This window comes from Bacillus sp. XF8 (assembly GCF_017498755.1).
Lineage (GTDB): Bacteria > Bacillota > Bacilli > Bacillales > Bacillaceae_G > Bacillus_A > Bacillus_A bingmayongensis.
In genome coordinates this window covers 1-5670 of record NZ_JAGDQK010000084.1, presented here as the reverse complement: position 1 = coordinate 5670, position 5670 = coordinate 1, and the positions used below count along the sequence as shown (strand labels likewise).

Genomic DNA, 5670 nt, shown 5'->3' with positions numbered 1-5670 from the left:
AAAGTTAGTTTGTCTAGCATCATAAAATAAAAATTGACGTTTCACGTTGTTTGTTTCGTTCAGTTTTCAAAGAACTCGTTTGCCGCTTGTTTGCGACTTCCTTATGTTAACACTTTAATGTTTCAATGTCAACTAAGTTTTTTATTTCGTTTGTCGCGTTTTGCGTTGTTGCTATCAGCGACTCGTATAATATTACACGCTTATCGTTCCAAAAGCAATACTTTTTTCTACTAAAATTAAAATTTCTTTTCAAATGTAGTTCCATCACATCATAAACGATTTAGAATCTCTAATAACTAATAGACTACTAGGGTTCACCTGTACGTTTAAACACAATTGAGACGTATTTTAACCGGTTATATATTTTACCACTTTTTTACAGGATTTTTGTCACATAATGGTCTTACATTATTGAAATTTGTTTCTTGATTCAAGTTCCGAATATAATCATGTTCCCAACCAAGTGAAGCCCCTTTTGTACGTAAAACATCTACTGCACGTGATATATACCGTATTTCATAATAAAATAGCTTAAATAAGAAATTGCAAACCATACTCTCTATGCAATTGATCCTTATAAAAACGATCACGAATTTCTCCTAATCGATTGAAAAATACAGTTCGATCAAGAGCATGTTTTGCTCCCGCTTTATTTGAATCAACATGTACACGTTTTCTGAGTTCAGAACTCTGTAACCATTCTAATGTATATAAAGTTCTTTCACTCTTTCCTAATTCACGTAAAACTACAGATAAACTACAGATAGTAAGGTTATAATGGCTACCAGAGGTGATATTATAATGAACTATCATATTCTTGTGGTCGAGGATGATCAAGAAATTCAGGAATTAATTAAACAATTTTTAATGACTCAGCAGTATGCTGTTACAGTTGCATCAGATGGATTAGAAGGTATGAAACAATTTAATAAGCACTCCTATGATTTAATTCTTCTAGATGTGATGATGCCAAACCTTAATGGATTTGAAGTTGCCAGTATGATTCGAAGTCATTCGAATATACCAATTATTATGCTAACCGCGTTAGAAGAAGAACAAGATCAAATGAAGGGATTTGATCTTGGTATCGATGATTATATTACGAAACCTTTTTCTTTTCATGTTTTAATTAGACGAGTCGAAGCGGTACTGAGAAGAAGTTATAATCAAAATCCGGAGAACCATTTAGTTTTTAAAGAAATGCATGTCGATTGCGATGCATATAAAGTATTTGTAAATAAAGTGGAGGTCCCCTTAACAGCAAAAGAATTCGAAATTCTGCAACTACTACTTCAAAATAAGAAAAAAGTAATCACAAGAGAAAGTATCGTAGAAAAAGTTTGGGGATACGAGTACCATGGAGAAACAAGAATGATTGATACACATATTAAAAACATACGAAAAAAATTAGATATACCTTATATTACAACAGTAAAGGGCATTGGGTACAAAATCGATGAATAGGATCGTAAAAATCATGAAGATGAAGAAAATTACCTATAAGCTTTTTATGACTACATCCCTCATTTTGTTAACCTTTGCAGCCTTGATTTATTTAACTTTATACTTCTTTCTTCCTACTTTTTATGAGCAATACAAGACAAATCAGCTTCAAACGGGAATAGAGGAACTCATTGATAAATCTAAAGATCTTACGTTTCAAAATGCTATACCACTTTTTGATGAATACGCACACAAAAATAACGCAATGGTTTCCCTTCAAAATCAAGAGGGCGTAGTTATTTATTCTTCTTCTTTTGGTCTTATTCAAAAAGGGACCCCAGCTGTGATTGTCAAAGCAACACCATTCGATACCCTTCGTAATTCATATGATGTTACTGTTCCAATTCAGTTTCAAGATGTTAACTTAACACTTGTGGTGTTCGCAACATTTCAACCTATTGATGAAGCCACGCAAGTCTTAGCACGTTTTCTTCCCTATATCAGTATCATTGTACTTGTGATTGGTATAGGAAGTGCTTATTTCTATTCAAGGTTTATTACAAAACCACTCATTTATATTAATGAGGGTGCACAAAAGATGGCAAACTTAGATTTCTCCGAAAAAATTGAAGTTCGTTCCACGGATGAATTAGGGGAATTATCCAATAGTTTGAACGATATGTCTATTAACTTACAACAAGCTATGTTCGATTTACAAAAAGCGAATCAGCAATTAAAGAGCGATATTGAAAAAGAAAGGGAAATAGAAGCAAAACGCAGAGAATTTTTTGCAATTGTAGCACATGAATTAAAGACTCCTCTAACAGTTATGAAAGGATACTTAGAAGGGATGATCTATAATATTGGTCCATATCAAAATCGTGACCGCTACTTACAGAAAAATCATCAAATTATTGAAAGTATGGAACAGCTAGTTCGCGAAATTTTAAGCATGTCAAAATTAGAACAACATACCTTTAAACTACAATTAAAAGAAGTAAATCTCTCAGAATTAATAGATACAATCACAAAAGATATCGGATTTTTTGCTTCTCAAAAAGACATTCAAATTATAAAACAAATTGATTCTGACCTTTTTGTTTATACGGATTGTGTTCTGTTAGAAAAAGCCTGTAAGAACATTATTCATAATGCAGTTATGTATTCACCGCATAAAGAAAAAGTCTATATAAAGTTAACCCGAAATTCTAAACAAAACCACATCCAAATGCAAGTCATCAATACAGGTGTAAAAATTAAAGAAGAGAACATACAACATATCTTCAAACCATTTTATCGAATCGAAAAGTCAAGAAATCGAAATACTGGAGGCAGTGGTTTAGGGTTATATATCGTCAAACAAATTTTTGAAGCACTGGGTATAAGGTATTCTATAAATAATGTAGAAGAGGGTGTACAATTTTTTATTAGTATTCCAATATCAAAATAACAAACTCCCCTATTAATAGGGGAGTTTGTTATTTAAGGGTTATTAATATCTTTTACTACTAATTGCTTCTTGCTCAAAAAAATCGCTCGATCCGATTTTTTTGCAACTTCTTGTGAATGCGTAACAACAATTACACATTTATTCTCTTGATGGGCAAGCTTCTGAAACAACTCAATAATCTCTTTTGCTGTTTCCTCATCAAGGTTTCCTGTTGGCTCATCAGCAATAAGTAAATCCACATTGCACGATAGTGCTCGAGCAATTGCTACACGTTGCTGCTGTCCACCGCTTAGTTGCAGGACATTTCGCTTCGCCTCTACTTCTGTAAGTCCTACCTTCTCTAATAATTCTAAGGCCCTTGCCTTTTTATTTTGCACCTGAACACCTGTAATTTCCATTGCCGTTAGTACATTTTGAAGTGCAGTCATATAGGTAATTAAATTATAGGATTGGAAAATCACGGATACATATTGATTACGGTATCGATCTAAACCAATCTTTTGAATATCCTTACCCTTATACAGTACATAACCATTTTTAGGTATATCTAACCCACAACCTAGACTAAGAGCTGTGGTTTTACCAGATCCAGATGGCCCTAAAATCGTGTAAAAATGCCCTGTTTGAAAAGAAAAATTCACATTATCTAGTATCGTTACTTTTTTTCTGTTACTTTCATAATAATAATTTAAGTTCTTAAATTGTAAAATTGTCTCCATGCCGAGCCTCCTTATTCATCTTTTAAAAGGATTTGTTTTGGATTTAGGCGTAGAATAGATAATACTGGAAGAATAGTTGCTAGTATAGCAATTGCTAGTCCAATCCCCCCCATTTTTCCTAAATCCTCTCCTGTTACACTCACATCAATTTTATCAATCGGATCTTCTTTTTGGTTTTGTAGCGCACCACCAGCTCCAACCATCATTACTCTACCATTTTGTAGATCGTCTTTTTCTTCGCTTGCTGCAGCAATTTCATTAGAAAGTAAGTTATCTCCTATTAATTGTGAAACTTTAGCTCCTGTTGTTATGGATAATCCAAACGCTATAATGGCAACACATAATACTTCTACTACGAACTGCGCCATCAATTTCCATTTCTTCTCTCCAATAGACAATAGAATCCCCATTTCCTTACGACGTGCTTTAATCGATAACATAATAATTAATCCTAAGATAATAGCCCCTGCAATAGATACAATATAGATAATCATTTGAGAAGTAGAAGAGATATTTTCGATAGGACCAATCATTTGTTTGTACAATGAATCATGTGCATCTAGCTTAAAATAATTAAAATCAATATCAGATTGTTTTGCTTCTTTTTTAAATGCATCAATGTATTGTGGATCGTTCAAGTAGTACACGACTTGAATGTTACTACTAGCACTTTGATCTGCTTCTAATTTTTTGACAGTAGAGTGAGGAATATATATCTTATTAGCTGGATCTATCATAGGAAGGACCTTTCCACCTATCGACGGTGCTTGTTCATCCGTTTCGTAAATACCAACTATTTCAAATTCAAGAGTTTTCTTCTTATCGCCTGATTGAATTTTAACCTTATCTCCTACCTTCAAGTTATTTTGTTCCGCTAATCGTTTTTCCATTAAAATCACATTCTGATCTTTCATCTTTTCTGTAATTGGTTTCCCATCAATGATTTTACTTTTGCCATTTTTAAAACTTTCTTGTAATGAAGTCTTACGAACTCCTTCTATCGTAAAAGAAGAATTTGGATCTATTTCTGAACCTGATCCTCCTGCTACAGCTATTCCCATTCCAGTTTCTTCCTCTTCTGAAGAGCCTACTAATTTAAATCCATCCGAAATTCCGAAAGTATGGGTTATATAATTATAGTCTTTTACATACTTGGACTTCGCTAATTGATCTGCTTCTTTTGTGTTGAGATGCGGCGGATTAGGCATTTCTCCAGTTTCCCTTGCTTGTTTTACTAATTTATCAGAATCAAGACCTAAAGTAACATCTGCACCCAGTTTTTTTCTTGCTGAATCAGCAGCTTTTTTTGATGCATTTTGGATTGTGAATCCTGCCAGCACTAAATTGGTAACAATCAAAAAGACTGCCATCAAAATGAACGATGTTCCTAGTCGTTTTTTCATACTGAGAATTGCGCGTTTTATAAAATTCATTTTTTCTAACCTCCTTGATAGTTTTTATTCTATATACACTATCTGGAGTTTGTATGGAGATATTCAGTAGTTTATCTAGAGGGACAAGGAGTTTATATGGAGTTATTCATGTACATATTTCTAACAGGTTCTGTTGCATAGTTTTATCACATCAAAATAGTTGAAAAAATAGCGACTATATTATGGTTCATTTAGATCAAGTGATTCATTTGGCTTCAATTTTTGCATTCATCGGATTGAAAAATGAATACTTCTTTTAGTGCATAATAAAAAAATAAGAATTCTTGTCACAAAACTAGATTTTCTGGTTTCTCTATAATACAGGCAGCAAATGAGAGTGAGGTTTTAACATATATGTTAACTATAAAAAATGAAGAGAGGCATGTTTCGGATGTGACATTTGAAGAGTTGTTTAAGCAATACTATGGTTACGTTGTAAAACAGATCCTATGGAATATGTCCTTTCTCTAAGATGTATATTTTTAAAAATCTTATATCAAAATCAAATGAAATAAGATTTTTATTAACACAAAAAAGACGAGTCATTCTGACTCGTCTTAAGCTTGCTTGGCGACGTCCTACTCTCACAGGGACAAGGTCCCAACTACCATCGGCGCTAGAGAGC

General features: G+C 33.2%; 4 protein-coding genes and 2 pseudogenes. 3 read left to right on the top strand and 3 right to left on the bottom strand.

Going from position 1 to position 5670, the window contains the following annotated elements; genetic code table 11:
* Positions 1-365: 365 nt before the first annotated feature.
* Positions 366-759: pseudogene (locus J4P91_RS29860) on the bottom strand (Tn3 family transposase); the annotation flags it as partial.
* Positions 760-798: 39 nt separating this feature from the next.
* Between J4P91_RS29860 and J4P91_RS28120 the strand changes: the two are divergent.
* Positions 799-1464, top strand: a complete 666-nt coding sequence (locus tag J4P91_RS28120) for a response regulator transcription factor (RefSeq protein WP_207996718.1) — start codon at positions 799-801, stop codon at positions 1462-1464.
* Positions 1457-2893, top strand: a complete 1437-nt coding sequence (locus J4P91_RS28115; protein WP_207996717.1) for a sensor histidine kinase — start codon at positions 1457-1459, stop codon at positions 2891-2893. Before J4P91_RS28120 ends, J4P91_RS28115 begins: the two co-directional genes overlap by 8 nt.
* Positions 2894-2925: 32 nt before the next feature.
* On the opposite strand, the gene J4P91_RS28110 is transcribed toward J4P91_RS28115, so the two are convergent.
* On the bottom strand, positions 2926-3612 hold the full coding sequence (locus tag J4P91_RS28110; RefSeq protein WP_207996716.1) for an ABC transporter ATP-binding protein: 687 nt from the start codon (positions 3610-3612) through the stop codon (positions 2926-2928).
* Between the two features lie 11 nt (positions 3613-3623).
* A complete protein-coding gene (locus J4P91_RS28105; protein WP_207996715.1) occupies positions 3624-5045 on the bottom strand; it encodes an ABC transporter permease in 1422 nt (473 codons plus the stop codon).
* Between the two features lie 318 nt (positions 5046-5363).
* Here J4P91_RS28105 and J4P91_RS28100 point away from each other — a divergent pair.
* Positions 5364-5498, top strand: a pseudogene (locus tag J4P91_RS28100) (RNA polymerase sigma factor SigX); the annotation flags it as partial.
* Between the last annotated feature and the right edge of the window lie 172 nt (positions 5499-5670).